This window comes from Streptomyces sp. PKA51 (assembly GCF_057552455.1).
Window position 1 is genome coordinate 72,606 of sequence record NZ_BAAJPZ010000002.1, and the last position, 26,179, is coordinate 98,784.

The 26,179-nt window shown below is 73.8% G+C and carries 19 protein-coding genes and 1 pseudogene; 13 read left to right on the forward strand and 7 right to left on the reverse strand.

What is annotated here, in order from left to right; translation table 11 throughout:
* Positions 1 to 2: 2 nt before the first annotated feature.
* Positions 3 to 1,799, reverse strand: coding sequence for an ABC transporter ATP-binding protein (locus tag AC27L3_RS02790; protein ID WP_487232376.1), 1,797 nt, complete (start codon positions 1,797 to 1,799; stop codon positions 3 to 5).
* Positions 1,800 to 1,941: 142 nt separating this feature from the next.
* Between AC27L3_RS02790 and AC27L3_RS02795 the strand changes: the two genes are divergently transcribed.
* On the forward strand, positions 1,942 to 2,385 hold the full coding sequence (locus tag AC27L3_RS02795; protein WP_344436399.1) for a MarR family winged helix-turn-helix transcriptional regulator: 444 nt from the start codon (positions 1,942 to 1,944) through the stop codon (positions 2,383 to 2,385).
* A gap of 18 nt (positions 2,386 to 2,403) precedes the next feature.
* Here the strand turns inward: AC27L3_RS02795 and AC27L3_RS02800 are convergent, their stop codons facing one another.
* Positions 2,404 to 4,014, reverse strand: a complete 1,611-nt coding sequence (locus tag AC27L3_RS02800; protein ID WP_487232377.1) for a peptide-N4-asparagine amidase — start codon at positions 4,012 to 4,014, stop codon at positions 2,404 to 2,406.
* 194 nt (positions 4,015 to 4,208) lie between these two features.
* On the opposite strand from AC27L3_RS02800, the gene AC27L3_RS02805 reads away from it, so the two are divergent.
* Positions 4,209 to 6,047, forward strand: a complete 1,839-nt coding sequence (locus AC27L3_RS02805; protein WP_487232378.1) for an ABC transporter transmembrane domain-containing protein — start codon at positions 4,209 to 4,211, stop codon at positions 6,045 to 6,047.
* Positions 6,044 to 7,825, forward strand: coding sequence for an ABC transporter ATP-binding protein (locus tag AC27L3_RS02810; RefSeq protein WP_487232379.1), 1,782 nt, complete (start codon positions 6,044 to 6,046; stop codon positions 7,823 to 7,825). The genes AC27L3_RS02805 and AC27L3_RS02810 overlap by 4 nt, the downstream gene beginning before the upstream one ends.
* A gap of 217 nt (positions 7,826 to 8,042) precedes the next feature.
* On the opposite strand, the gene AC27L3_RS02815 is transcribed toward AC27L3_RS02810, so the two are convergent.
* Positions 8,043 to 8,834 carry a metal-dependent hydrolase gene (locus tag AC27L3_RS02815; protein ID WP_487232380.1) on the reverse strand — a complete coding sequence of 264 codons (792 nt, stop codon included), beginning with the start codon at positions 8,832 to 8,834 and terminating at the stop codon, positions 8,043 to 8,045.
* A gap of 133 nt (positions 8,835 to 8,967) precedes the next feature.
* Between AC27L3_RS02815 and AC27L3_RS02820 the strand changes: the two genes are divergently transcribed.
* A complete protein-coding gene (locus AC27L3_RS02820) occupies positions 8,968 to 11,481 on the forward strand; it encodes a DEAD/DEAH box helicase (RefSeq protein WP_487232381.1) in 2,514 nt (837 codons plus the stop codon).
* Between the two features lie 53 nt (positions 11,482 to 11,534).
* Here AC27L3_RS02820 and AC27L3_RS02825 read toward each other — a convergent pair whose 3' ends face one another.
* A complete protein-coding gene (locus AC27L3_RS02825; protein ID WP_487232382.1) occupies positions 11,535 to 12,494 on the reverse strand; it encodes a DUF6397 family protein in 960 nt (319 codons plus the stop codon).
* A 114-nt stretch (positions 12,495 to 12,608) separates the two neighbouring features.
* Positions 12,609 to 12,989 carry a roadblock/LC7 domain-containing protein gene (locus AC27L3_RS02830; RefSeq protein ID WP_487232383.1) on the reverse strand — a complete coding sequence of 127 codons (381 nt, stop codon included), beginning with the start codon at positions 12,987 to 12,989 and terminating at the stop codon, positions 12,609 to 12,611.
* Positions 12,990 to 13,234: 245 nt separating this feature from the next.
* Here AC27L3_RS02830 and AC27L3_RS02835 point away from each other — a divergent pair, with 245 nt between their 5' ends.
* The 6 genes and pseudogenes from AC27L3_RS02835 to AC27L3_RS02860 all read left to right on the forward strand — a co-directional run.
* On the forward strand, positions 13,235 to 13,522 hold the full coding sequence (locus tag AC27L3_RS02835; protein ID WP_487232384.1) for a hypothetical protein: 288 nt from the start codon (positions 13,235 to 13,237) through the stop codon (positions 13,520 to 13,522).
* 156 nt (positions 13,523 to 13,678) lie between these two features.
* Positions 13,679 to 14,587, forward strand: coding sequence for an alkaline phosphatase family protein (locus AC27L3_RS02840; RefSeq protein WP_487232385.1), 909 nt, complete (start codon positions 13,679 to 13,681; stop codon positions 14,585 to 14,587).
* A 2-nt stretch (positions 14,588 to 14,589) separates the two neighbouring features.
* Entirely contained in the window at positions 14,590 to 15,891 is a 1,302-nt protein-coding gene (locus AC27L3_RS02845; protein WP_487232386.1) for an MFS transporter, read from the forward strand.
* Positions 15,888 to 16,919, forward strand: coding sequence for a TolB-like translocation protein (locus tag AC27L3_RS02850; RefSeq protein WP_487232387.1), 1,032 nt, complete (start codon positions 15,888 to 15,890; stop codon positions 16,917 to 16,919). The genes AC27L3_RS02845 and AC27L3_RS02850 overlap by 4 nt, the downstream gene beginning before the upstream one ends.
* A 113-nt stretch (positions 16,920 to 17,032) precedes the next feature.
* Positions 17,033 to 19,948: a DEAD/DEAH box helicase gene (locus tag AC27L3_RS02855; RefSeq protein ID WP_487232388.1), complete on the forward strand. Its 2,916-nt coding sequence runs from the start codon at positions 17,033 to 17,035 to the stop codon at positions 19,946 to 19,948.
* Positions 19,945 to 20,883: pseudogene (locus AC27L3_RS02860) on the forward strand (SWIM zinc finger family protein); the annotation flags it as partial. The gene AC27L3_RS02855 and the pseudogene AC27L3_RS02860, both read left to right, overlap by 4 nt.
* Before the next feature lie 255 nt (positions 20,884 to 21,138).
* Here AC27L3_RS02860 and AC27L3_RS02865 read toward each other — a convergent pair.
* A complete protein-coding gene (locus AC27L3_RS02865) occupies positions 21,139 to 21,588 on the reverse strand; it encodes a hypothetical protein (RefSeq protein WP_487232389.1) in 450 nt (149 codons plus the stop codon).
* A gap of 153 nt (positions 21,589 to 21,741) precedes the next feature.
* On the opposite strand from AC27L3_RS02865, the gene AC27L3_RS02870 reads away from it, so the two are divergent.
* Positions 21,742 to 22,239, forward strand: a complete 498-nt coding sequence (locus AC27L3_RS02870) for a hypothetical protein (protein ID WP_487232390.1) — start codon at positions 21,742 to 21,744, stop codon at positions 22,237 to 22,239.
* Here AC27L3_RS02870 and AC27L3_RS02875 read toward each other — a convergent pair.
* The gene (locus tag AC27L3_RS02875; RefSeq protein WP_487232391.1) at positions 22,187 to 23,044 is read right to left on the reverse strand and encodes a phosphatidylinositol-specific phospholipase C/glycerophosphodiester phosphodiesterase family protein; all 858 of its coding nucleotides are present in this window, start codon (positions 23,042 to 23,044) and stop codon (positions 22,187 to 22,189) included. The genes AC27L3_RS02870 and AC27L3_RS02875 overlap by 53 nt on opposite strands.
* A 223-nt stretch (positions 23,045 to 23,267) precedes the next feature.
* On the opposite strand from AC27L3_RS02875, the gene AC27L3_RS02880 reads away from it, so the two are divergent.
* Together AC27L3_RS02880 and AC27L3_RS02885 are read left to right on the forward strand one after the other, a co-directional pair.
* Positions 23,268 to 24,488, forward strand: a complete 1,221-nt coding sequence (locus tag AC27L3_RS02880; RefSeq protein WP_487232794.1) for a phosphodiester glycosidase family protein — start codon at positions 23,268 to 23,270, stop codon at positions 24,486 to 24,488.
* Between the two features lie 151 nt (positions 24,489 to 24,639).
* The gene (locus AC27L3_RS02885; RefSeq protein ID WP_487232392.1) at positions 24,640 to 26,052 is read left to right on the forward strand and encodes a family 2B encapsulin nanocompartment shell protein; all 1,413 of its coding nucleotides are present in this window, start codon (positions 24,640 to 24,642) and stop codon (positions 26,050 to 26,052) included.
* Positions 26,053 to 26,179: the final 127 nt, after the last annotated feature.

Genomic DNA, 26,179 nt, shown 5'->3' on the forward strand with positions numbered 1-26,179 from the left:
TGTCAGACCTTGACCGTCAGGTGGGCGTCGCGCCGCACGAGCGCGGCGTAGTGCCCGTCGTCGGCGAGGAGTTCCCCGTGGGTGCCGCGCTCGGCGATGCGTCCCCGGTCGAGGACGACGATCTGGTCGGCGTGGCGGACGGTGGAGAGCCGGTGGGCGATGGTGATCGTCGTACGGCCCGCGGAGAGGGTGTCGATGGCCTGCTGCACGGCGTGCTCGGTACGGGTGTCCAGGGCGCTGGTCGCCTCGTCCATGATGAGCACCGGCGGATCCCGCAGGATGGTGCGGGCGATGGCCAGGCGTTGCTTCTCGCCGCCCGAGAAGCGGTAGCCGCGCTCGCCGACGACGGTGTCGTAGCCGTCGGGCAGGGCGGCGATGTGGTCGTGGATCTGCGCCGCCTCGGCCGCGGCCCGGATCTCCTCGTCGGTGGCGTCGGGCTTGGCGAAGCGGAGGTTGTCGGCGACGGAGGCGTGGAAGAGGTACGTCTCCTGGGAGACCACGCCCACGGCCCGGGCCAGGGTGTCGAAGTCCAGCTCGCGCACGTCGACGCCGTCGATGAGGACGCGGCCGGAGGTGACGTCGTACAGGCGGGCCACGAGGTAGCCCAGGGTGCTCTTGCCGGAGCCGGTCGGGCCGACGACGGCGAGGCTGCTGCCGGCCGGGACGTCGAGGTCGACGCCGCTGAGCGCGGCGCCGGCGGAGTCGTAGGAGAAGCTGACGTCCTCGAAGCGGACGTCGCCGCGGATCTTCTCCAACCGCACCGGCTGCGCGGGCTCGCTGATCTCCCGCGGGAGGTCGAGGTATTCGAAGATGCGGCTGAAGAGGGCCACGGACGTCTGCATCTGCACACCGGTGGACAGCAGGCCGACGGTGGGGCGGAAGAGGCCCTGCTGGAGGGAGACGAACGCCACGAGCGTGCCCAGGGAGATGCCGGGGCCGCCGGTCTTGAGGGCGATGCCGGCCGCCCAGTAGACGAGCGCGGGCATGGCGGCCATGACGATGCCGATGGTGGACATGCGCCAGCGGCCGGCCATGTTCGTGCGGACCTCCAGCTCGACCAGCCGCTCGGACTCCTCGGCGAACGCCTTGGTGAGCGAGTCGGCGCGGCCCATGGTGCGGCCCAGCAGGATGCCGCTGACCGACAGCGACTCGGTGACCATGGCGGACATGGCGGCCATCTGCCGCTGGCGCTGGGAGGTGATCTTCCGGCGCTCGTCGCCCACGCGGTGGCCTATCCATACGAACAGCGGCAGCAGGAGCAGGGAGACGGCCGTCAGCCGCCAGTCCAGCGCGACCATGGCGACCACGGTGGCCACGACGCTGGTGAGGTTGGAGACGAGCGACGTCGCGGTCGAGGTGACGGTGGCCTGCATGCCGCCGATGTCGTTGGCGATGCGGGACTGCACCTCGCCGGTGCGGGTGCGGGTGAAGAAGGCGAGCGGCATGCCCTGCAGGCGGTCGTAGACGGCGGTGCGCAGGTCGTGCATGACCCGCTGGCCGACAGTGGTGGAGATCAGCGTCTGCAGCACGCCGAAGACGTTGCTGACGACGGCCGTGGCGATCATGCCGAGGGCCAGCAGCGACAGCAGGCCCGTACGGCCCTGGGGGATGGCGACGTCGAGGATCTCGCGCAACAGGAACGGCGAGGCCACGGCGACGAGCGAGGAGGCGGCGACGAGCAGCACCACCATGGCCAGCCGGCCGCGGTAGGGGCGGAAGAGGCGGAGGATGCGCCGCACCTGCGCGGGCTGCTCCGGGTCTGCGGGGGGCGGTGTCCAGTCCAGTACGTCGTGGGGCATGGGCTCCTTCAGCGTGGTCGGATCCGAAATGCGGGAAGCGCGCCGACGCCGGTGACGGCGCCGGAAACACCGACGCTGTAAGAGAGCATAGCTCACTATTACCTATACTCACAATGCATGGGGTCCTGATACCATTGTGATCATGACGGCCCCCGACACGTCCGGCCAGCTCGCCGAGCAGCTGCTGAGGCTGACCCGCAGGCTCCACCGGGCCCAGAAGCGTTATCTGGACCCGGTCGGCATCACGCCCGCCCAGTCGCGACTGCTGCGCACCGTGGCGCACTACGAGGCGCCCCCGCGCATGACGGATCTGGCGGAGCGCCTGGAGGTCGTGCCGCGGGCGGTGACCACCCTGGTCGACGCCCTGGAGGCCGGCGGGGAGCTGCGGCGCGTGCCCGACCCGAGCAACCGGCGGGTGATCCGCATAGAGCTCACCGACCGGGGCCGCACGACCCTGCGGGCCCTGCGCGACGCCCGTCGCGCGGCCGTGGAGGACGTCCTGGCCCCGCTCAGCGAGCCGCAGCGGGAAGTGCTGGGCGGGCTGCTGGCCGAACTGCTCTCCGGCCGCGGGCACCTGCCCGCCTGACGGCCCGCCCGTGGCGGTTCAGCAGGCCCGCCGGTCCTCCGTCAGCTCGCCCTGGGCCGTGGCCAGCGTGCGGTCGTAGCAACTGCCGGGCCCGTACAGGCGGTAGCGCTCGCGCGAGACGCCGGTGGCGTGGCGCTGATCGCGCGGCACGTTCTGGGTGTAGGCGGCATCTCCGGTGTACCGGTCGTCCAGACGCGACCAGGCGAGCGTCTGGCCGCCGCGCAGGGTGGCCGTTTCCGCCGCGTCGCCCATCGCCATGACCGTACGCAGCCGGTCGCCGGCGCCCACCGACGTCGTGCCGTCCAGCGTGTAGGTGCGGTGGGTGCGGGTGGTGACCGCCGGTCCCCGGCCGGCCGTCGTCACGTTCGTGTCGTCGTTCCAGCGCGCCGTGAGGCCGTCGGTGGTCTCCCCTTCCGTCCAGCGGTGCACCGAGTGTGCAGTGACCTCGCGGCCGACGGTCGTGGTGATGCGGCCGTGCGAGGTGTCGAGGTAGCCGGCCACGGTGAGCTTGTGGCCGCCCTGGGAGGTCAGCTTGTGCTCCGCGCCCGGCTCGTAGGTCGTGCCGCCGGTCGGCTTGCCCTCCTCGTGGCGGGTCAGGGCGCCGGTGACATGCTCCGAGGCGGCGTCCTGCCAGACGAGGACGTTGGTGGGCGTGCTCCAGCCGCTCTGCCCCTGCGGCACCCCGGCGACCGAGACGGTGACCGTGTGCGGCCGCCCGTCGTTCAGCAACCCGGCGAAGGGCGTGAGGTCGTACTCCAGGGGACGGATGTCGAAGGCCTGCGGGCCCGGGATCACGTACCACAGGAACGGGTTGGACCATCCGCCGGTCCACACGGCCGGGAAGGGCGCGGCGATGCCGGCGAGCCTGCCGTCCACCGAGACCCGCACCTCCCGGTGGGGGCCGTCCTTGGCCTTGCACGAGTACGGCGCGGCGTCGGGGACGGTGAGGTACCAGAACTCCTCGCAACCGCCGCCGGATCCGGTGGCGTAGACCTCGGCGACGATGCGCTCGCTGTTGCGCGGCGTGGTGAGCGTCCCCTCGTACACCGGGCCGCCCTCCCGGGCCCCGTCGAGCGTGAGGACCTTGTCCGGGGTGGCGGCCGGCGGCACCCGGCCCTCGGCCCGGTAGAAGGCCAACGTGGCCTTGACCTTGATGACGCCGGTGTAGGTGTCGTTGACGAGGTTGCCGATGAGCATCTCCACCGGTTGGCGGGAGCGCAGGACGGGGGCGTAGCGCGTGACGTCCTTCTCCACGTTCCAGGAGATGCCCTCGGGCGAGGGCTCGGGTGTCGAGGTGCGCAGCACCTCGACACCGCCTATGCGCAGGTAGCCCAGGCGGTCGTACTGCCGGCCGGCCACCGATCCCTGCAGGCGCAGGACGACCTTGTTCCAGCGGTCGCCGCAGCGCTCGGGGGGCGCGTACGTGCTCTTGTAGGGCGTGTAGTCGCGGAATTCGGTCTCCGCCACGGTGACCGTGCAGGAGGTCGTGCCGGGCGTGGCCACCGGCGGGCCGGCGGTGACCGGGTCGTGCCAGTCGGTGCCGAACTCGGCGGGGGCCGCGGTGGCCTGGCCGGTGCTCAGCAGCAGGGCGGCGGTGACGGCGCACAGCACCTGGAGCAGTCGTCTCATGGGGCAGGAGTGAAGCGCTTTGCCGCGGGGCGCACCAGTACTCCACCGGCCCGAGTGCCGCCCGGCCTCCTTTGGCCCGAATCGCACGGCCGTCGCCACCCCCGATCCGCAGGCGTGGAAAACCAGTTGAAAAAGGGCGCGCGGGCGGGCCAGCCTGGCACGACTCCACCCGTCCCCTGCGAACTCGGAATCCCATGCAGATTCGCGATCTTCCGTACACCGATCCCGGCCGACCGGACGTCCGGTCGGGGCTGCGCCTCCTGGTATGGCTGGGGCGCGGTCAACTCGGCGGCCAGCTCAAGGCGGTGCTCTGGGGCACGGTGCACATGGCCTCCGTCGCCCTCTTCCCGGTGGCCGTGGGCCTGGCCGTGCAGGCGGTCGTGGACCGCTCGGGCGGCCGCCTGGCCGCCTCCGGGGGCCTGATGCTGCTGCTCGGCGCCCTCACCACGCTCGGGGACACCATGCTGCACCGGGTGGCCGTCACCAACTGGATCCTGGCCGCGGCCCGGGTGCAGCAGCTCCTGGCGCGCAAGGCGGCCGAGTTGGGTGCGGCCTTGACCCAACGCGTGGCGGCCGGCGAGGTGGTGGCTGTCTCGACGGGCGACGTCGAGAAGATCGGCTGGTTCGTCGAGGCGTTCTCCCGCTTCACCGCGGCCGCCTTCACCACCGTGGTGCTGTGCGCGGGACTGGTGATCTACCAGCCGGTCCTGGGCGGCCTGATCGCCCTGGGCGTGCCCCTGCTGGTGCTGGCCGTGCTGCCGTTGCTGCCACCCGCGACCGCGCGGGCGGACGCCCAGCGCGACAAGGCCGGTTACGCCACCGAGCTGGCCTCGGACACCGTGGCGGGACTGCGGGTGCTGCGGGGCATCGGCGGCGAGGAGCTGTTCCTGGAGCGCTACCGCCGCGCCTCGCAGGAAGTGCGGTCGGCCGCCGTGCACAGCGCCCGGATGTGGGCGCTGATCGCCGCCGTCCAGGTGGTGCTGCCGGGACTGCTGCTGATCGCAGTCGTCTGGTACGGGGTGCACCTGGTGCAGCAGAACACGATCGGCGTCGGCGAACTGGTCACGGTCTACGGCATCGTCACCTTCCTGCTCTTCCCCCTGCGGCAGTTCGAGGAGATCGCCCAGGCGTACTCCTTCGCGCTGCCCTCGGCCCGGCGTGCCGTCAAGGTGCTGGGCCTGGAGCGCCCGGCGGCCGCCAAGGAGGGGCAGCCGACCGCCCCGCTGGGGGACGCCGCACTCGCAGGCGACCTGTACGACCCCGTCACCGGTCTCCTCGCCCCCGCCGGGCGGCTCACCGCGGTGGTGTGCGGCGACCCGGACGCCGGCGGCCGCCTGGCCGCCCGGCTGGGCGGACACGCCTTCGGCACCGGCGCCGGCACCGGGGAACACCCCTCCGTGCTGCTGGGCGGCGTGGCCCTGGACGAGGTGCCGCTGCCGGCGGCCCGGGCGGCGGTGCTCGTCCAGGACAAGGACCCGGTGCTGCTGTCGGGCACGCTCGCCGAGCTGCTGGACGTGCCCTCCTCGGGCGCGGTGACCGCCGAGGAAGCCCTGACCGCCGCCCAGTGCGACGACGTCCTGGCCTCGCTCGTGCGCTCGTCGGCCCTCCCGGCCGGCGCCCGCGGCGATGCCATGGCGGCCCGCATCACCGAGCGGGGGCGCTCGCTGTCGGGCGGCCAGCGACAGCGGCTCGCCCTGGCCCGCTCGCTGGTGACCGACCCCGAGGTGCTGGTGCTCGACGAGCCGACCTCGGCCGTGGACGCCCACACCGAGGCACGCGTCGCCGACGGCGTCCGGGCGCTGCGCCAGGGGCGGACGACGGTGGTGTTCACCTCCAGCCCGCTGGTGCTCGACCGGGCGGATCGGGTCGTCTTCGTCCACGAGGACGGCGTGGCCGCCGTCGGTACGCACACGGAGCTGGTGGACACCCACCCGGCGTACCGCGACGTCGTCACCCGCCGGACGGACGACGAGGACGACGGGACCGACCGTGATCCGGCCGGCGAACGCGAACAGATAGGGGAATCGGCATGATCGGCACAGCACCGCCGGAGCACGACCCGGCCGCACCGGAGTCGGCGACGATCCTGCCGGTCGCCGGGCCGGCCACGGTACGGGCGTACGTGCGGGGCCTGCTCAGCCGGCACCGCCGGGCCTTCGTGGTGCTGGTGAGCGCCAACGCGATCGCCGTCGTCGCCTCCATGGCGGGCCCGTACCTGCTGGGCGGGCTGGTCGACGACCTGTCCGCGGGCGCGCGGGATCTCCACCTGGGGCGGACCATCGCCCTGTTCGGCTTCGCCCTCGCCGTCCAGACGCTCTTCACCCGCATGGTGCGGCTGCGCGGCGCAGTGCTCGGCGAGCGGATGCTGGCCGACCTGCGCGAGGACTTCCTGGTGCGCTCGGTCGCGCTGCCGCCGGGCGTCCTGGAGCGGGCGGGCACCGGTGACCTGCTGTCGCGGATCACCACCGACATCGACCGGCTGGCCGAGGCCATGCGCGAGGCCGTGCCGCAGCTGGCGATCGGCTTCGTCTGGGCCGCCCTGCTGCTCGGGGCGATGACGGTCACGGCGCCGCCGCTCGCGCTGTCGCTGCTGGTGGTCCTGCCGCTGCTGATCGCCGGCTGCCGCTGGTACTTCCGGCGGGCCCCCGCCGCCTACCGCTCGGAGGCCGCGGGCTATGCCGCCGTCGCGGCGGCGCTGGCCGAGACGGTCGACGCCGGCCGCACCATCGAGGCGCACCGCCTGGGCGAACGGCGCGTGGCCCTGTCCGACCGGCGCATCGCGCAATGGACCGGGTGGGAGCGCTACACGCTCTGGCTGCGCTCGGTGCTCTTCCCGGTGGTCAACGCCACGCATTTCCTGCTGATGGGCGCCGTGCTGCTCATCGGCGGGTTCTGCGTGCTGCACGGCTGGCTGTCGGTGGGCGAGCTGACGACGGGGGCGCTGCTGGCGCAGATGCTCGTCGAGCCGCTGGGGCTGATCCTGCGCTGGTACGACGAGCTGCAGGTGGCCCAGGTGGCGCTCGCCCGGCTGGTGGGGGTGCAGGAGATCGAGCCGGGCGCCGGTGACGAGAAGGTGCGTCCCGACGGCCGCGACGTCGCCGCCGACCGGGTCCGCTTCGGCTACACGGCGGGCGCGGACGTGCTGCACGAGGTCTCCCTCGCCGTGCGGCCGGGCACCCGGGTGGCCCTGGTGGGCCCCTCGGGTGCGGGCAAGTCGACGCTCGGCCGGCTGCTGGCGGGCATCTACGCCCCCAGGGAGGGCAGCGTGACGCTGGGCGGGGCGGAGCTGTCGCGCATGCCCACCGAGCGGGTGCGCCGGCATGTGGCGCTGGTCAACCAGGAACACCACGTCTTCGTGGGCTCGCTGCGCGACAACCTGCTGCTGGCCCGGACCGGCGCCGGCGACGACGAGCTGTGGGCGGCGCTGGCGGCGGTGGACGCCGACGGCTGGGCCCGGTCCCTGGAGAAGGGCCTGGAGACGGAGGTCGGATCGGGCGGGCTCGCCCTGACCCCGGCGCAGGCCCAGCAGGTCGCACTGGCCCGGCTGGTCCTGGCCGACCCGCACACGCTGGTGCTCGACGAGGCCACCTCGCTGCTCGACCCGCGCGCGGCCCGGCACCTGGAGCGTTCGCTGGGCAAGGTGCTTAAGGGCCGGACCGTGGTGGCGATCGCGCACCGGCTGCACACCGCGCACGACGCCGACGTGATCGCCGTCGCGGAGAACGGCCGGATCAGCGAACTGGGCTCGCACGACGAACTGGTCGCCGCGGGCGGCGCGTACGCGGCACTGTGGCGCTCCTGGCACCGCTAGGTGCCTGTGCGGCGGATCTTCGTCACGCGCCACAACGGCGGCCCGTAGGGGCGCGGGGAACTGCGCGACAAGCCACGACGGCCCGCAGTCGGCTCCCGGGGGCATGTCAGCTGCGGGCCGTCGCCGGCCGATCGCGCCCACGCGGCGGCAGCCGCAGATCGACACCGTCCCGCGCCCCTGACAGGGCGCCCTGGTGGCGCATGGCAAAGATGCGTGGTCAGACCAGGTTCAGGGCCGCCAGGCCACCGGCGCCGCCGAGCAGCAGGAAGGCCGGCATGAGGATCTTGGTCTCGACGCGGCTGCCGGCGCGGAAGCGCAGGGACTTCGGCGGGCCGAGGGGGTACCAGCGCTTGCGGGCGATCGGCAGCGGCCACAGGATCGGGCAGCCGGAGACCGTCAGGGCGTCCCCGATGTCGTGCACCAGGGCGCCCAGGACGATGGGCAGGCCCAGCCACAGGTACTGCTGGCCGTCCCCGGTCAGCAGCCAGCCGGCGCCGTTGCCCGGCCGGTCCAGTTCCCCGGCCAGGATCCAGGCGCCGGTCGCGCCCAGCAGCCAGACCAGGACGTCGCTGGAGGTGCGGGCCGCCCGCCACAGCAGCCCCTCGACGGCGAGCACCAGGTGGACGAAGAGGATGCCGAGGACGGCCCAGCGGCCCCCGGTCACCGCCAGCACGGAGGCCCCGGCCCCGATGAGCAGGGCCCACAGCGCGGTGTGGGTCAAGGTGCGGTGGCCGCCGCTGCGGCGGGGGTCCGCCTTGGTCCGGGTCGCCTTGTAGACGGCGTACGAGAGCTTGTCGATGATCTCGCACAGGATCCGGGATATCGGGCCGAAGGACCGCGATATCGTCGCCGACTTGTGGTCCAGGTCCGGGGCCAGGGCGGCGCCGGCGCAGATGAGCGTCCCGACGACGAGCACCGGCCAGGGCATCGGATGCCCGGTCGCGGCCGCTGCGGCCCCCACGCCCAGCCAGGCTGCCGCTCCGGAGAGCGAGTGCGCCGGTCCCATCATGGTCGTTCCACCCCTTCGCCGGCCCGCGCGGGGCCTTTCTGACGCGCTGTCGGCGACTCAGGGTAACGTCCGGATGATCATCGCCGGACCGGCCGGTTGCCTGATCGGGGCCCGGGCCAGGCACTATGGTGGCGTGACCCTTATCGATCAGATGCCGAGCCATGCCGACCCCGACGCCCTCTTCGAAGCGTTCTCGACCTGGGCCGAGGAGCGGGGCATCTCGCTGTACCCCGCCCAGGAGGAGGCGCTGATCGAGGTGGTCTCCGGGGCGAATGTGATCCTGTCCACACCGACGGGCTCGGGCAAGAGCCTGGTGGCGGCCGGGGCGCACTTCACCGCGCTGGCCAACGACCAGGTGACCTTCTACACGGCCCCCATCAAGGCGCTGGTGTCGGAGAAGTTCTTCGACCTGTGCAAGATCTTCGGCACCGAGAACGTCGGCATGCTCACCGGCGACGCCTCGGTCAACGCCGACGCCCCGGTCATCTGCTGCACCGCCGAGGTGCTCGCCTCGATCGCGCTGCGCGACGGCAAGGACGCCGACATCGGCCAGGTCGTCATGGACGAGTTCCACTTCTACGCCGAGCCGGACCGCGGCTGGGCCTGGCAGATCCCGCTGCTGGAACTGCCGCAGGCGCAGTTCGTGCTGATGTCGGCGACGCTGGGCGACGTCACGCGCTTCGAGGAGGACCTCACCCGGCGCACGGGCCGGCCGACGGCAGTGGTCCGCTCTGCGACCCGCCCGGTGCCGCTGTCGTACGAGTACCGCGCGACGCCGCTGACCGAGACGCTCACCGAGCTGCTGCAGACCCAGCAGGCCCCGGTGTACATCGTGCACTTCACCCAGGCCGCCGCGGTGGAGCGGGCGCAGGCGCTGATGAGCATCAACATGTGCTCGCGCGAGGAGAAGGACAAGATCGCCGAGCTCATCGGCAACTTCCGCTTCACGACCAAGTTCGGCCGCAACCTCTCGCGCTTCGTGCGCCACGGCATCGGCGTGCACCACGCCGGCATGCTGCCGAAGTACCGGCGCCTGGTGGAGCGACTGGCGCAGGCGGGCCTGCTGAAGGTGATCTGCGGCACGGACACCCTCGGCGTGGGCGTGAACGTCCCAATCCGCACGGTTTTGTTCACCGCGCTGACCAAGTACGACGGCCAGCGGGTGCGCACCCTGCGGGCGCGGGAGTTCCACCAGATCGCGGGCCGCGCCGGCCGGGCGGGCTTCGACACGGCGGGCTTCGTCGTCGCGCAGGCGCCCGACCACGTCGTCGAGAACGAGAAGGCGCTGGCGAAGGCGGGCGACGACCCCAAGAAGCGCCGCAAGGTGGTGCGCAAGAAGGCGCCCGAGGGCTTCGTCAACTGGACGGAGAACACCTTCGAGAAGCTCATCGCCTCCGAGCCGGAGCAGCTCACCTCCCGCTTCAAGGTCACCCACGCCATGCTGCTGGCGGTCATCGCCCGGCCCGGCAACGCCTTCGAGGCGATGCGGCGGCTGCTGGAGGACAACCACGAGCCGCGCCGGAACCAGCTGCGGCACATCCGCCGGGCGATCGCGATCTACCGCTCGCTGCTGGACGGCGGGGTGGTCGAGCGCCTGGAGGAGCCCGACGCCGAGGGCCGCATCGTGCGCCTGACGGTGGACCTGCAGTCGGACTTCGCCCTCAACCAGCCGCTGTCGACCTTCGCGCTGGCCTCCTTCGAGCTGCTGGACCCCGAGTCCCCCTCGTACGCGCTGGACATGGTCTCGGTGGTGGAGTCGACGCTGGACGACCCGCGCCAGATCCTGGTGGCGCAGCAGAACAAGGCGCGCGGCGAGGCCGTGGCGGAGATGAAGGCGGAGGGCGTCGAGTACGAGGAGCGCATGGAGCGGCTGATGGACGTCACCCATCCCAAGCCGCTGGAGGAGCTGCTCTCCCACGCCTACGGGCTCTACCGCAAGAGCCACCCGTGGGTGGGCGATCACCCGCTGTCGCCGAAGTCCGTGGTGCGCGACATGTACGAGCGGGCGATGACGTTCACGGAGTTCGTCTCCCACTACGACCTCGCGCGCACCGAGGGCATCGTGCTGCGGTACCTGGCGAGTGCGTACAAGGCGCTGGAGCACACCGTTCCCGACGACCTGAAGTCCGACGACCTGCAGGACCTGATCGCCTGGCTGGGCGAGATGGTGCGCCAGGTCGACTCCAGCCTGCTGGACGAGTGGGAGCAGCTGGCGAACCCGTCGGAGGAGTCCGCCGAGGAGGCGCGCGAGCGCGCCGACCAGGTGCAGCCGGTCACCACCAACGCGCGGGCCTTCCGGGTGCTGGTGCGCAACGCGATGTTCCGCCGGGTCGAGCTGGCCGCCTTGGACAAGGTGGAGGAGCTCGGCGCGATGGACGCCGACTCCGGCTGGGACGAGGAGCGCTGGGCGGCGGCCATGGACGCCTACTGGGACGAGTACGAGGAGCTGGGCACCGGCCCGGACGCGCGTGGCCCGAAGCTGCTGCGGATCGAGGAGCGGCCGCAGGACGGGCTGTGGCGCGTCCGGCAGACCTTCGCCGACCCCAACGGCGACCACGACTGGGGCATTTCGGCCGAGGTGGATCTCGTGGCCTCGGACGAGGAGGGCCGGGCCGTCATCCGTGTGACGGACGTCGGCCAGCTCTGACGACGGCATCCGGTGCCCGTGGCGGTGCTGCCCGAGGAGCACCGCCACGGCGCTCACGCCCGGCCGCGCAGCCATGACCACAGCCCCCTGCGCCGGGCCGGCGCACCGGCCGGCTCCCCTGCCCCGGGCACGACCGGCGGCGCCGGCACGGCCCGCTGCGCACGCCCGTCCGCTCCCCGGTCCGCCGCGTCGCCGGCCTGCGGCGGCGCGGGCGGTGGCCCGCCGGCGCGGGCCTCGGCCAGCGCGGCGGCCAGACGGTGGCGGTAGTGGTCCCGCTCGTCGGGGTCGGTGGCCAGGACCAGGCGTGCGGTGACCTCGGCGGCGGCCCGCGCCCCGGGCCGGGCCCGGGCGAGGACCGGCCGCAGGGCCTCCAGGCACGCCCTTTCCCGCGCGTCCGCCGTGGCGCTCGCCACGTCTGCGGCGTCCAGCACCGCCGCGACGGCGGCCGCCCGCTCCCAGGGCCCGGCGGCCGCGGCCGTCAGCTGGGCGACGCGGCGGGCGCGCCAGCCGCGCGGCCGCCGATCGGACTGCTCCTCCAGCGCCTCGCGCAGCGGTGCGGGGATCCGGCCCGACAGCAGATCCGGGCTCGCCTCCGCGAAGTCGACCAGCTCGCCGGCGAGGTAGTGCCAGACCACGACGCGGTAGCGGTTGACGTAGAACTTCACGGGCGTGAAGCATCCGGCGCGGGCGAGACGGGTGAAGCGGGACGCTCCGATGGCCAGCAACTCGGCGCCCTCGGCCGTGCCCACGGTCCACAGCCGGCTGCGCAGGGCCTCGGGGAAGCCCGTGGCGGATCTGTGCCGCTCGATCTCCGCGCGGCTCACGCGCTGCCCGTCCCCCGGCCCCGACCCGGCGGTCCGCACCTCCCCCAGCTGCACGGCCAGCTCGAACTCCCGCGAGCCGAGCCCCAATTCCCGCGCGGCCCGCGCGAAGGACACCTCCGCCCGCCCTTGGGCCTGCCGCACCTCGGACCGCTGTACCTCGCGGCCTGCCTGTTCCTGCTGCACCGTCATGACGCCGACGCCTCCCCGTCACCGATCCATCACCGACAGTGACGACGGTAGCGCGGACGGGCGCCTCCCGGGCAAGCCTGTGGACAACTTCCGTGCGGTCGACGTTCCCGCAGGTCAGCGGCTCGCCGGCCGGCCCTCTGCGATGCGGTTGGCGAGCAGCGCCATCTCGTACGCGATCAGTCCGATGTCGGCTTCGCCGGCCCCGAGCACGCACAGGCACCCGTCGGCCCCGGCGGCCGTGACGAACAGGACCCCCTGGTCGAACTCGACCATCGTCTGCCGCACCTCGCCCGCCCGGAACTGCCGTCCGGTGCCCCGGGCCAGGCTGTGCAGCCCGGACGCGACCGCCGCCAGGCGCTCGGCGTCCTCCCTGCCCAGGCTCGCACTCGCCCCGGTGACCAGCCCGTCGCTGGAGAGCACCAGGGCGTGGCGTATCTCCCGGACGCGTTCGGTCAACTCGTCCAGCACCCCGTCGAGTTCCTTGCCGCTCGTCATACGCCGCCTCCCCGTTGCGCGATGTCCCCGTGGATGTCCCCGTGACTGCCGTGCCAGCCTTGCCCACGCGCGCGCCCACGGCAACCCGCCCCCGCTCGTCGGTACATGCCAGGGGCTTGGTCACACCGGCCCCACCGAATGTGCACGCGAGGCGCCCGGAATGTGCACACGGGGTTCAACTCCACGACCGGCGGGCACACTTGAACGACCGCAGGTATGGCCGCTCACGGGGGCAGGTGATCCGCGTGTTCGACAAACTCCGCAAACGCATCGAGGTGGTGCGGCAGCCACCCGCGCCCCGCCCGCCGGCCGCCAGGCGGCACAACCTCTTCGAGGCGGCGGCGGTCTACGTCGCCGCCTGCGCCGAGAACGACCACGACAGGAGCCTGGAGGCGGCCCGCTGGGTCTCGCCGGAGGCCCTGAGCTTCGGAGTGAACGAGCTCGCCTGCCGGGCCGTCATCGCCCTCGCGCGCGAGCGCGACCAGTCACCGCAGGCCGTGGCCCGTTCGCTCATGGGCCTGCCGACCGCCTGACCCCCCACTGCGGCACCGCAGGTCCCGGGCGTCGCGCCCCGCTCCGCGGCCGTTCGCGCACCCGTCACCTTGAAGTCGTGCCCATGCCAGCACGCGCTCCTACGCTGCCCCCACATCCAGCGAACTCCCCACCTTCCCCCCTGCCCGGAGGTGCCCGTGCACGCCATAGCCGGCCCCCGCCGTCCCCGACTTCCCCGGCCTTCCCGCCTTCGCCGGCGCCACGTCGTCGCCCTCGCCGCGGCCCTCGGCCTGGCGGCGGCCTCCCCGCTGCTGTGGGCCCCCGACTCCGCCGCCGCGACCGCCGTGCCCACGCCCGACCACGTCGTGGTCGTCGTGTTCGAGAACCGCGCCTACGACCAGGTCATCGGCAGTTCCAGCGCCCCGTACATCAACGCGCTGGCCAAGGACGGCGCGAACCTGACCGCCTCCTACGCCGAGACGCACCCCAGCCAGCCCAACTACTACGCGATGTTCTCCGGCGACACCCAGGGCGTCACCGACGACAGCTGTGTGGACCCCGGCTTCAGCGACGCGCCGAACCTCGCCTCCGAGCTCCTCGACGCGGGCAGAACGTGGGCGAGCTACAACGAATCGCTGCCCGCCGAGGGCTCCACGACGTGCAGCAGCGGCAAGTACCGGCAGAAGCACAACCCCTGGTTCGGCTTCTCCAACGTGCCCACCAGCAGCGCGCACACCTTCTCGGCCTTCCCCCGCGACTACTCCGCCCTGCCCGCGGTCTCCTTCGTCGTGCCGAACCTGTGCAGCGACATGCACGACTGCTCCGTCGGCACCGGCGACACGTGGCTGAAGAACAACCTCAAGGGCTATGCCGACTGGGCGAAGACGCACAACAGCCTGCTGCTGATCACCTTCGACGAGGACAACCGCCTCAGCGGCAACCGCATCCCCACCGTCCTGTACGGCGAGCCCGTCAAGGCCGGCGCCACCTCCGGCACCACCTACAACCACTACGACGTGCTGCGGACGCTGGAGAGCATGTACGGCCTGCCGCACGCCGGCAACGCCGCCGGCGGCAAGGACATCACCGGGATCTGGAACGGCTGAGCGTGTACCTCGCGGACAGCCGCACCACCCCGCCCACCGCCGGCCGGGAATCCGCCCCGGGCCGGCGGCGGGCCGCCGTTCCCGCGACGGTCCTCGCCCTGGGCACCGTCAGCCTGATCACCGACGTCTCCTCCGAGATGGTCGGCGCCGTCCTGCCGCTGTACCTGGTCACCGGACTCGGCCTGACCCCGCTCGGCTTCGGCGTGCTCGACGGCGTCTACAACGGTGCGGGCGCCCTCGTGCGCCTCCTCGGCGGCCGGATGTCCGACGGTCGTGCCGGCGGCCACAAAACCGTGGCCGCCGCCGGCTACGGACTGTCGGCATTGTGCAAACCGCTGCTGCTCCTCGTGCACGGCATGCCGCTGATCGGCGCCGTCCTGGCCGCGGACCGCGCGGGCAAGGGGCTGCGCACCGCGCCGCGCGACGCCCTGATCTCGCTGTCCTGCGAACCCGCGGCCCGTGGCCGCGCCTTCGGCGTGCACCGCGCGATGGACACGGCCGGCGCGCTGCTCGGACCGCTGCTGGCCTTCGTGATCCTGCGCGCGGCGGCGGACGGGTTCGACGCCGTCTTCACCGCGAGCGCGTGCATCGCCGTGCTCGGCGTGGTCGTCCTGCTGCTGTTCGTTCCCGCCCACACCGGCGGGCCGGGGGACCCGCCCGGGGCGACGGCCCGCACCGGGGCCCGGGAGCTGCTGCGCCTGCCGGCCGTGCGCCGGCTCACCTGCTGCGCGGTGCTCCTGGGCCTGACCACCGTGAGCGATTCCTTCCTCTACCTCACCCTGCAGCGCCGGCTGCACCTGTCGGAGGCGTGGTTCCCGCTGCTGCCGCTGGGCACCGCGACGGTGTTCCTGCTGCTGGCCGTTCCCCTGGGTGCCATCGCCGACCGCTGGGGACGGCGCCGCCTGTTCCTGTGCGGCCACCTCGCCCTGCTCACCGCGTACGCCGTGCTCCTGCTCGCCCCACCGGGCGCCTCCCCCGTGACGGTCTGCTGCGTCCTGGCCCTGCACGGCGGCTTCTACGCCGCCACCGACGGGGTGCTGGCGGCCGCCACCGCCGACGCCGTGCCGCGGCAGGCGCGGGGCAGCGGCCTCGCCGTCGTGCAGACCGGTCAGGCGCTCGCCCGCTTCGCGTGCTCGATCGCCTTCGGCGCGGCCTGGACGGCCTGGGGCGAGCGCACGGCGCTGGCCGCGGGCGCCGCCGGGCTGTGCGCGGCCACCGCCCTGAGCGCACGGCTGCTGCGCCCTTCCCCCGCCGGCACTGCCCCGACCAACACTGCCCCCACCACGCCGGAGAGCGCCCGTTGACCCGTACGCACCGGATCCTGATCCTGCTGGCCACCGTGCTCGTCCTGGCCGGGGTGGCGGTCGGGGTCACGCTCCACGCCGCCGGCCGGGCGGCCGAGAAGGACCGGCCCCGCGCGGGCGGGCCCGCCGTGCACCCGGGCGAGGTCACCTTGGACGCACCGGGTCGCAGCGTCTTTCGCAACATGGCCTGGGGCCCGCACCGCGACGAGATCGCCTCGGTCCCCACGGCCGACCCCACGGGGGCGCGCACCGCCTCCGGCGTCCGCTGTCTGCGCTTCCACGCGGCGGCCGGTACCGGGATCTGCCTGCAGTCCGTGCGCAACGGCCTGCGGGACGACTACCGCGCCGTCCTCCTCGACGCGCACCTGCGCGAGCTGCGCCACTACGCTCTCGCCGGCATCCCGACCCGGGCCCGCGTCTCCCCCGACGGCAGCGCCGCCGCATGGACGGTGTTCGTCAGCGGCGACTCCTACGCCGGCACCGCCTTCTCGACCCGCACGTCCGTCCTCGACACGCGCACGGGCGAGCTGGACGGCGACCTGGAGACGTACCGGTTCGTCCTGGACGGCCGGCAGCATCGGGCGGCCGACATCAACGTGTGGGGGGTGACGTTCGCCGACGCCCGGCACTTCTACGCCACCGTCGCCACGGGCGGCAGGACGTACCTGGTCGACGGCGACCGCACCACCCGCACGCTGCGCGCCCTGCACGAGAACGTCGAGTGCCCGTCGCTGTCCCCCGACGGCACGCGCATCGCCTACAAGAAGCGCGTCGAGGGCGCCCCGGCCGACGCGCCCTGGCGGCTGTACGTGCTGGACCTGCACACGATGCGGGAGACCGCGACCGCCGAGCGGCGCACCGTCGACGATCAGGCCGTCTGGCAGGACGCGCGCACCCTGGTGTACTCCCTGCCCGGCGACTTCGGCTCGGACCTGTGGACCGTACCGGCCAACGGCTCGGGGCCATCCCGGCTGCTGATGAAGGCCGCGCTGGCCCCGGCCTTCGCCGCGCCCGCTCCACGCCCCTGAGCCCACGTCATGTGACGCGCTTCACCCGACAATCGCGCGCATGTGCGGCGCTTCTCCTGTACCCTCGGGCGCTCCGAGCATCCGCTAGTCAAATTTGAGGAGCAGTCCAACCTGTGACTCCGCCCTCCGTCGTGACTCCCGCCCACCTCTCCCTGCTCAGCCGCTGCCGGGCGGCCTTCCTGCCCGGCGATCCCGCCCGCACCGGACGCATCGCCTTCTGGCTGCCGGACGGTGAACCGCCCCTCGGCGACGCCACATCCGAGGACACGACAGACACCGAAGACACGACCGAAGAGCTGACCGTCGCCGTCCTTGCCGGGACGGACGTCACCACCACGACCGTACGCGCCACCGTGCTGCCGGTGCGCGAGGCCCTGCCCGTGCTGACCCGCGCCCGCACCGCCGGCGGCGACGAGGCCGCCGCCTTCTGGGGCGCGGCCGCCGTGCTCGCCCTGCAGCTCGCCGCGCGCGGCCGGCTGCTGCCGGGCCTGAGCGAGGCCGGGTACGACACCTGGCAGGCGGGCCCGTTCGACGCCGAGGACGCGCGCCGCATCGCGGACCTGGCCGCCGCCATGCCGCCCACCGCCCACGCCGTACCGCTTGCGCACACCGGCGCCGACCTCCTGCTGCCCGAACCGGGGCGGTTGCTGCGCTCCTTCCTCGACGCCGTCGCCGACGGCCTGCCGCGCTCCCCCGCCGCCCCGGTGGCCGCCGGCCACCGCGCCTTCACCGCGACCGCACCGCAGCGCCTTCGCGCCAGGCGGTCCGGGTCCGTGCCGCAAACGCCGGTACGGCTCTCCCTGCGCGTCGAGGTCCTCGGTCTGACGGCGGCCGGTACCGGGAGCGACGAGGCGCAGGAGGCGGCGCCGCGCTTCCGGGTCGTGCCCCAGGTGCACGGCATCGCCGACCCGGCGCTCGTCGCCGACGCCGCGGACCTCTGGACGGGCGCGAGCGCCGCCGGTGCCGCCCTGGGCGCGGGCGCGCGGCCGACGGCCCTGCTCGCCCTGCGCCGCGCCGCCCACGCCTGGCCCGTGCTGCAGCCCCTGCTCGCGGACGCCGTACCCGGCCCCCTCGACCTCGCCGACGAGGAGGTCACCGAACTGCTCGGCGCCGCCGCTGCCGCCCTGGACCGGGCCGGCGTCGAGGTCCACTGGCCCAGGGAAGTGGTCCGCGGCCTGACCGCGCGGGCCGTCGTCGGGCCGCCGGACGGCGAGGCCGGGCCGGCCTTCGACCGGTCCTCGGGGCTGCCCCCGATGCTGTCCGCCGAGGCGCTGCTGACCTTCAGCTGGCGGTTCGCCGTCGGCGGCCGGGAGGTGAGCCGGCAGGAGCTCGACCGGCTGGCCGAGGCGAGCCGTCCCGTGGTGCGCCTGCGCGACCAGTGGGTGCTCCTCGACCCGGAGGCCGTACGCCGCGCCCGGGCCCGGCGCGACCGCAAGGTGACGCCGGTCGAGGCGCTGGGCACGGCCCTCGTGGGCCGCGCGGAGACCGCCGAGGGCGAGCAGCCGGTCGACGTGGAGGCCACCGGCTGGCTGGCGGCGCTGCGCGAGCGCATCGCCGACCCGCAGGCCGCGACCGAGCCGTTCGCGCCGCCCGCCGCGCTCGCCGCCACCCTGCGCGACTACCAGCTGCGCGGCCTGGCCTGGCTGGACCGGATGACCTCGCTCGGCCTCGGCGCCTGCCTGGCCGACGACATGGGCCTGGGCAAGACCGTCACGCTCATCTCCCTGCACCTGCACCGCCAGACTGTGCCCGGCGGCGCCGGCCCGACCCTGGTGGTCTGCCCGGCCTCGCTCATGGGCAACTGGCAGCGGGAGATCGAACGTTTCGCCCCCGGCACGCCGGTGCGCCGCTTCCACGGCCCCGCCCGTGACCTGGACGGCCTGGCCGAGGACGAGTTCGTGCTCACCACGTACGGCACGATGCGGCTGGACGCCCGGCGGCTGGCCGGGACCGGCTGGGGCCTGGTCGTCGCCGACGAGGCCCAGCACGTGAAGAACCCCCGCTCGGCGACCGCCAGGGCGCTGCGCGGCATCGGCGGCGCCGCGCGCGTCGCACTGACCGGCACTCCGGTGGAGAACAACCTCTCCGAACTCTGGGCGATCCTCGACTGGACGACCCCGGGCATCCTCGGCCCCCTGGACCGCTTCCGCCGGCGCCACGCACGCGCCGCCGAGGGCGGCGACCAGCAGGCCGCCGAGCACCTCGCGGCCCTGGTGCGCCCCTTCCTGCTGCGCCGGCGCAAGAGCGATCCGGGCATCGCGCCGGAGCTGCCGCCCAAGACCGAGACCGACCACGTCGTCGCCCTCACCGAGGAACAGGCCGGCCTGTACGAGGCGGTGGTGCGGGAGCTGCTCGCCGAGGTGGCCGAGGCGGACGGCATCGAGCGCCGGGGGCTGATCGTCAAGCTGCTCACCAACCTCAAGCAGATCTGCAACCACCCGGCGCAGTTCCTGAAGGAGGAGCCCGCCAAGAGGCGCCGCACGTCGATCCTCACGGGCCGCTCCGGCAAGGTGGAGCTCCTCGACGAGCTGCTGGACACGGCCCTCGCCGAAGGGGCGAGCGTGCTGGTGTTCACCCAGTACGTGCGCATGGCGCGGCTGCTGGAGCACCACCTCGCCGCACGCGGCGTGCCGTGCGCGCTGCTGCACGGCGGCACGCCGGTGGCGCGGCGCGAGGAGATGGTCCGCCGCTTCCAGGAGGGCGAGGTGCCGGTGTTCCTGCTGTCGCTGAAGGCGGCGGGCACGGGGCTGAACCTGACCCGTGCCGGACACGTCGTGCACTTCGACCGCTGGTGGAACCCGGCCGTCGAGGCGCAGGCCACCGACCGTGCGTATCGCATCGGCCAGACGCAGCCGGTGCAGGTCCACCGGTTCGTCTCCGAGGGCACCGTGGAGGACCGCATCGCGGAGCTGCTCTCGCGCAAGCAGGCACTGGCGGACGCGATCCTCGGCTCCGGTGAGGCGGCGCTGACCGAACTGACGGACGCCCAGCTGGCGGAACTCGTGGCACTGAGGGGGACGGGACGATGACGGACGCAACGACAAAAGAGGAGCGCGTTTTCGCGGCGCCGCCGCCCGTGTCCGGCGGATCGTTCGCCCGCAGCTGGTGGGGGCGGGCCTGGCTGCAGGCGCTGGAGGACACCGCGCTGGACGGCGGGCAGGTCAAGGCCGGCCGCCGGTACGCCCGGGCGGGGGCGGTCGGCGCGATATCCGTACGGCCGGGCCGCGTCACCGCACTGGTGCGCGACCGCGACGGCACGCCGCAGCGCGCGGACGTGCTCGTGCGCACGCTGCCGGAGGGCGACTGGGAGCGGCTGCTGGAACTGGTGGCCGGCCGGGCCGGGTACACCGCCGCCCTGCTGGACCACGACCTGCCGCAAGGGCTGGCCGAGGACGCGGCGGCGAGCGGCTGTGAACTGCTGCCCGGCATCGGGGACCTGGAGGCCGAGTGCGCCTGCGGCGCCTGGGACCACTGCGCCCACACGGCTGCCCTGTGCCACCAGGTGGCGCGGTTGCTCGACGAGGACCCGTTCGTGCTGCTGCTGATGCGCGGGCGCGCCGAGCCGGCGGTGCTGGAGGGGTTGCGGGCACGCAGCGCGCCCGCACCACGCGACGACGCACCGGCCACCGCTCCGGAGCCGCCGGCGGGTGTACCGGCGCGCGAGGCGTTCGCGGGGCGCGCCGCACTGCCCCCGCTGCCGGCTCCGCCCCCGCCGGTCGGGACCGCGGGCCGCCCGGTGCTGCTGAGCGTCACCGGTGCCGAGGACTCGGCGGATGTGGACCTGGAGGCGCTGGAGTTCCTGGCCGCCGTGGCCGCCGAGCGGGCCCGGCTGCTCCTGGCGGCGGCGCTGGCGCCGGGCCACGAGACGGCGCCGCCCGTGCCCGTGCCGACGGCGTTCGCGCAGGACTTGGCGCACTTGGCCGCCGCCGACCCGCCCGGCCGCGTCGCCGCCCGCCTGGCGGCGGCCGGCTGACACACGCGGTACCACGGCGCCCGGTAGGGGCGCGGGGCGTTGTCGGTGTGCGGTGCCGTGCTTCGCCCGGGCTCGGGGTAGCGCGTCGACTGCGGGCCGTCGGTGGCCGATCGCGCCCACGCGGCGGCAGCCGCAGATCGGCACAGCCCCGCGCCCCTACGGGGCGCCCCGTAGGGGCGCGGGGAACTGCGCGACAAGCCACGACGCACCCGCAGACGGGACACCGCACGGTCCGCCGGGCAGGCCCTAGAGCCCGAGGACGTCGGTCGGCAGGGAGCTCGGCAGGGACGTGGCCAGGCCCGAGGGGAACGCGGACGGGAACCCGCTCGGCAGCCCGCTCGGCCAGGTGGACGGCAAGCTGCTGGGCAGCTCGCTCGGGAATCCGGACGGCAGTCCGCTCGGCAGTCCGCTCGGTGCCCCGGAGGAGGCGGACGCGCCGGACGGGCGGTGGTCCGGCGCGCTCCCCGTCCGGTCGGACAGGACCTTCACCGCCCCCGCGGCGAGCCCCGCCACCGCCACGAGCGCGACGACGACCAGGGCGACGCGCCGGCCGCCGCCCGGCCCCGGCGGCCCGGCGGGCCCGAAGCCCCCGGGCGCGGGGCCGAAGCCACCGGGCGGCGGGCCCGGGGGCGGTCCGTACGGAGGTTGCCCGTACGGCGGTCCGTACGGCGGTCCCGGTGGGGGTGGAGTGGCCATGCAGCCAGCGTTCCCCGGGGCGGCCGGGGCGGCAGCGGGATGTGACCGTACCGGTACAGGCTTCGCTCCGGACGTCGACATTCCGCCGTTTGCCCGCCCCGGCGCCGCGTGGCGCTACCGGGACAAATATCCGTTAACAGTACGATTCGACGGGTGACTGCCGAGATCACCCAGCTACGGGTCACCGATGCGAAGGCGAGGGCGGCACGCCTGCTGCTGGCGTACCGGCACGGCAACCAGGCGGCGTTCGACGACGCCCTGCCGAGCCGGCCGTCGGCCGAGGAGGCGCGGGAGCTCGTGCGCGCGCTCGCCTGGGTCGCCAACGAGGCCGTGCACAAGGCGTACCGGCCCGACGTCGGCGACCGGGTGCTGCGGCACATCGTCCGGCGGGTGCCCGACGAACCGGGCTGGGTGGAGACGGACGAGGAGGCCGCACCGGATGTCGCAGTGCTGCTCGAATCCGTGTGGCGCGGGGACGCCGAGACGGTACGGGACCTGGTGCGCGCCACGCCCGACACCACGTTCGTGCTCGGCAAGCTCGTCCAGGCCGTGGCGCTGCTGCTGCCGTCGGTGCCTGCGCCGGCGATGCACCGGGTGCTCACCCAGCTGCGCGCAGGAACGCCTCCAGGCCCGCCAGGTCGTCGGTGTTGAGGTAGTCGACGCCGGCGGCGAGCAGTTCCCGCCACAGCGCGTCGCGGGCCGGTCCGGGCGTGTCCGGCGTGGCCCAGAAACGCACCTTTCGGTGCTCGGCGTGCGCGGCGGCCACGACGCGCCGCAGGGCGGCCCGCTCGTGAGCGGGCATCGGGCCCACGCCCTGCCAGCTGAAGTTCTTCGTCCAGTCGTCGCTGACCAGGGGGATGAAGGAGGCGGGCGGGCCGCCGAGGTCGGCCAAGCGGCCGTCGTAGAAGGCGTACCGCGTCCACTCGCGCTGCATCGGCTCGCGCGCGCCGCGGTCGCCGGAGACCACGGCGGTGACCGCCGCGCGGCGGACGACCGCGCCGGAGGCCGAGCTGAGGATGCAGCGGTAGGGGCGCAAGTGCCTCTCCAGCGCCCGGTAGGTGCTCGCTCCCTCCGTCTTGATGTCGATCAGCAGTTGCAACGTCAGGTCGTGGCCGCGGTAGACGCGTCCGCCGTTGGCTCTGACGCGGTGCAGGAGCGGCTCCAGGTAGAGGGCTTCGAGGGTGCGCGAGGGGTCGAGGCCGGAGGCGTCGTGCGCGACGAGGAGCCGGTCGCCGACGAGCCAGATGTCCGCCTCGACGCTGTTGAAACCGTGGGCGAGGGCGTCGGCGAGCGGGTAGGGGTGGGCGTAGTCGTTGTGGGCGTGGGCGTGCGTGAGCGGCGCCCGGGAACACTCCGCGCGCCGTGCGACGGGGACGGCGGCGTACGCCGGACGGGTGAGAGATGCGGCGAGCACCCCTCCCAGGGACAGGACCACGGCTCGGCGCGTACGCGACATTTGACTGCCTCTCTGCGGGCGGACGGGCGAATAGGCGCAGGCTGCACACACTGTCGCTGGTGAGTATCGAGGCCCGCAGGGCTGTTCGACAGAGGCGGGCGGAGAGTTGCCGGAGTGTATGCCGGTGCTTTTCCCGCCGTTCTACGGGGCATGGATAAGTCCCTTGCTACGTGACCGGGTTGACGAGACCTGCGGGGTGACGGTGGCTGGACGCGGACGCCGCGTGCGCGCGGTGCTGACGGTGCTGGTGACATGGTTGTCATGGGTCGGCGGAGGCACCGCGCACGCGGGGGCCGGCGAGCCCGCCGCCCCCTTGGTGCTGGAGAAAGCCTCCTCGGTGGCGCCCGGTGTGACCTACCGGGGCTTCAAGGTGCGCGGCGCGCACGGGACGGCGTACGGGCACCTGCTCACGGTCGACCTGCGCAACCGGCGGGTCTCGGTGGATCTGCTGTACCCGGGCGCGGTGGCGGCCCGGGCCAGGATCTCCCAACTGGCCGACCGCAAGGGGGCGGTGGGCGGGGTCAACGGCGACTTCTTCAACATCGCCGAGGCGCAGCACCCGGGCGTGGACGCCACGGGCGCGCCGGTGGGCCCGGCGATCGCGAGCGGACGGGCGCTGAAGGCCGCCGTGCCGGACGGGCAGCGCTTCGGCCCGGCACTGCCGCGCGGCGCGGGCACCGAGGACGTCCTGGCGGTGGGCACCGACGGGGTCGGCCGGCTGGACGAGCTGGAGCTGGACGGGTCGGTGGAGACCCCCGACGACGATCTGCCGCTCAGCGGCTTCAACCAGTACGCCATTCCCGTCGACGGCATCGGCGCGTTCACCCCGGCCTGGGGGCGGGCCTCGCGGCTGCGCTCGACCTGCGGCACGGACCGCGACCGGGGCGCGCGCTGCGCCCGCGAGACGTACGAGGTGACGGTGCGGGGCGGCAGGGTGTCCCGGACGGCGCGGCGGCCCGGGAGCGGCCCGGTCCCCCGGGGCTCGGTGGTGCTGGTGGGGCGCGAGGACGGGGCGCGCGACCTGCGCCGGCTGGAGGTCGGCGACCGGGTGTCGGTGGAGCAGCACCTCAGAGCGCGCCGCGCGGGGGCGCTGCGCTTCGCCATCGGCGGCTTCCCCGTCCTGCGCGACGGCCGGCCGCTGCGGGGCCTGGACGCGACGACGCCGGCGGTGCGCACGGCGGCGGGCCTGGCGGACGACGGGCACCGGCTGTACCTGCTGGCGCTGGACGGCGGCGCGGCCTGGCGGCCGGGCCTGACCCTGGCCGAGCTGGCGCGGACCCTGGACCGGCTGGGGGCGGACGACGCGTTCAACCTCGACGGCGGCGGCTCCTCGACCCTGGTCACCAAGGGCTCGCACGACCGGCACTCCGTGGTGCGCAATCACCCCTCGGGGGGCGCGGAACGGCCGGTGCCCAATGGGATCGGAGTTTTTGTCCGACGGTGATACCACCGGTCAATCCCATCCTTTTGAGTGATCGCCACTCCACCATCCCGCTGCTAGCTTCGCTGGGGGCCCGCGGGAATTCCTCCCCGCGGGTCGGTAACGGTCAGTTCCCTCTTGGCCAGTTCCCGACGGGATGGGTGGGCATTCGCTTATGACGACGTCAGTGGAGACCGGGGCGGGCACGGAGAATCCACCGGACCGGCTGAGTCTGGGTACGGAGGCCGCCCGGAATCTGGCGACCACGACAAAGTCCGTGCCGCAGATGCAGGGCATCACCTCCCGGTGGCTGCTGCGCCTGCTGCCGTGGGTCCAGCTCTCCGGCGGCACCTACCGGGTCAACCGGCGGCTGACGCACACGCTCGGCGACGGCCGGGTGGAGTTCTTCACCACCGGTGCCGAGGTCCGGGTCATCCCCGCGGAGCTCGGCGAGCTGCCGCTGCTGCGCGGCTTCTCGGACGCCGAGGTGCTCCAGACGCTGGCGGACCGCTTCACCCAGCGCGAGTTCGCGCCCGGCGAGCTGGTGGTGGAGGCGGGCCGCCCGGCGGACCAGGTGGTGCTGATCGCCCACGGCAAGACGGAGAAGGTGCACGACGGTGAGTACGGCGAGCCGGCCGTCCTCGGCGTGCTCGCGGACGGCGGCTACTTCGGCGACCAGGCGCTGGCCGCGGGCCAGGAGGGCAACTGGGACTTCACCGTGCGGGCGGTGACCGCATGCACGGTGCTGACCCTGCCGCACCAGGCGTTCCACGAGGTGCTGGAAGGCTCCCCCGCCTTGCGCTCCCACGTCGAGGCGTACCGGACGCGGACCGCCCGCCCGCACAACGAGCACGGCGAGGCGGCCATCGACGTCGCCTCCGGCCACGTGGGCGAGCCGGCGCTGCCCGGCGTCTTCGCCGACTACGAGCCCACGCCGCGCGAGTACGGCCTGAGCGTGGCGCAGACGGTGCTGCGGGTGCACACCCGCGTCGCCGACCTCTACAACGAGCCCATGAACCAGCTCGAACAGCAACTCCGCCTGACCATCGAGGCCCTGCGCGAACGCCAGGAACACGAGATGATCAACAACCGCGAGTTCGGGCTCCTGCACAACGCCGACCTCAGCCAGCGCATCCACACCCGCAGCGGCCCACCCACCCCCGACGACCTCGACGAACTGCTCGCGACGGTCTGGAAGGACCCCGGGTTCCTGCTGGCGCACCCGCGCACCATCGCCGCCATCGGCCGCGAGTTCAACCGCCGGGGCGTCTACCCGGACAGCACCGAGGTCGGCGGGCACAGCCTCCCCGCCTGGCGCGGGGTGCCGATCTTTCCCTGCAACAAGATCCCCGTCACCGAGAACGGCGTGAGCTCCATCCTCCTGATGCGCACCGGTGAGGAGTCGCAGGGTGTCATCGGGCTGCACCGCACGGGAATTCCCGACGAATACCAGCCCAGCCTTTCGGTGCGCTTCATGGGAATCAGCGACCAGGCGATCATCTCCTATCTGGTGAGCGCCTACTACTCGGCGGCGGTCCTGGTGCCGGACGCCTTGGGAATTCTCGAGAACGTCGAGATCGGGCACTGACAGCCGCGCAATCCGGTGCCACCGCGACAGCCGGGCGGGCCCATGGTCATGGGCGACAGCCGCCGCCCGGCTCTTGCGGACGTCCCGCTCCGGGGCCGCTCTCGGCAGCACGTTTTCCCGCAGCACA